Raw genomic sequence first — 1,436 nt, forward strand, 5'->3', positions numbered from 1 at the left:
GCAGCCAAACTTCATGAGCTTTCTGGTTTTTGGGTACGGCTTTACTCAACTCGTAATAGTGCGGCAAGGCTTTAGCAAACTGTTGTTCATTCAACAACACATCCGCTAGCATTTTACGTGTTTGCCCCGCTTGCTCGTCTTGCAATAAACCCCCGCTTACCGCGAAATCCAGTTGCTTGATAGCAGGCTTAACTTGCTCATTCTGCCAATAAAAAATACCGAGCATACAAGCAACAAACGCTTGATCGTAGCCACGCGATAGATCTAACGATTCGAGAGTTGAGATCGCTTCTTTAAACTTCTCTTCTTGAGCTAAGCTGTGCGCACGCTGCACTCTAGATGCGGTGTACTGGCTAAGCTCTTGAGCTATCGCACTGGCTGCGGTCAAACTAAGCAGCGTTGTGATTAAGAATTTCTTCATCATTTGCCTAATTTGAACTCCACTTTTGCGGTTTGTCCGAACTGCTCAATTGACACACCATTTTCAACTTTGGGTTGGTATTTCCACTTCTTCAACGCGCTAATGGCTTCTTTTTCAAACATACGCTTTGGCTCTGCATCGATCACTTCAATGTCTTTTGGACGACCTGTCGTGTCAATCGTAAAGCGCATGATCACATAGCCTTCAACCTTGCGTTTTAATGCTTTACTTGGGTAACGAGGTTCAACTTTATACAGCGGTAACGCTTGTTGATTGCCCATGGTTCCCTTTAGGTTTGGCGCATTAATCGCAATACCATCTAACGCCGTGTTTAACCCAAGCGCGCTGATCGGTGTTACTTGACTCATCGGCTCAACTTGCGTATTGGCTTGAGACAGCTCCATCGGCTCTGGTGCTTGAGGTGGCTCTGGCTGCTCTGGTACCGAACGTTGACGACGCTGCACATCGGCATCGTTTTCCACCATGACCATATCAAAACGCACTGCCTCAGACGGTTTTGGTGCGCGTTGATTGCCGTTATCGACCATCCACGCCATAAAACTAAACAAACTCACGGCGATCAATAATGACGCTGGTAACGCAATTAACAGCCTACCCATTAAGGTTTCTCCGCTGCCAGTGCAATGTTCTTCACGCCAGCACCTTTAGCTGCATCCATCACTTTCACAACGGTGCCGTTGTAAGCGTGTTCATCAGCCTGAATCACTAACGATGCATCTGGCTGGTCTAGCAATAGGTGCTCAATAGATGCTTCTACGCGTTCTAGATCGACCAAGCGTTTGTCGATGTATACATCGTTTGCTGCCGTAATGGCGATGAAAATACCTGCGTCTTTTTGACTGACCACGTTCGATGCTTGAGGGCGGTTCACTTCCACGCCAGACTCTCGCACGAAAGAGCTGGTAACAATAAAGAAAATCAACATGATAAATACAATATCAAGCATCGATGTTAAATCGACTTGAGCTTCGTCTTGTTGATTTGGTCTGCGTCC

The 1,436-nt window shown here is 46.7% G+C and carries 2 protein-coding genes and 1 pseudogene; all 3 read right to left on the reverse strand.

From position 1 onward, the window contains the following. A pseudogene (locus tag R7070_RS25140) lies at nucleotides 1–424 on the reverse strand (hypothetical protein); the annotation flags it as partial. Further along, a complete protein-coding gene (locus R7070_RS25145) occupies nucleotides 421–1,041 on the reverse strand; it encodes an energy transducer TonB (RefSeq protein WP_005484262.1) in 621 nt (206 codons plus the stop codon). The pseudogene R7070_RS25140 and the gene R7070_RS25145, both read right to left, overlap by 4 nt. After that, nucleotides 1,041–1,436, reverse strand: a 396-nt coding sequence (locus R7070_RS25150) for a biopolymer transporter ExbD (RefSeq protein ID WP_318141389.1), incomplete at its 5' end; no start/stop codon positions are given. The genes R7070_RS25145 and R7070_RS25150, both read right to left, overlap by 1 nt.

It is taken from the genome of Vibrio sp. 1557 (assembly GCF_033340175.1).
Classification (GTDB): domain Bacteria; phylum Pseudomonadota; class Gammaproteobacteria; order Enterobacterales; family Vibrionaceae; genus Vibrio; species Vibrio alginolyticus.

Coding starts and splice junctions, on each gene's coding strand:
- R7070_RS25145 (WP_005484262.1), bottom strand. CDS start 1,041: ATGGGTAGGCTGTTAATTGCGTTACCAGCGTCATTATTGATCGCCGTG.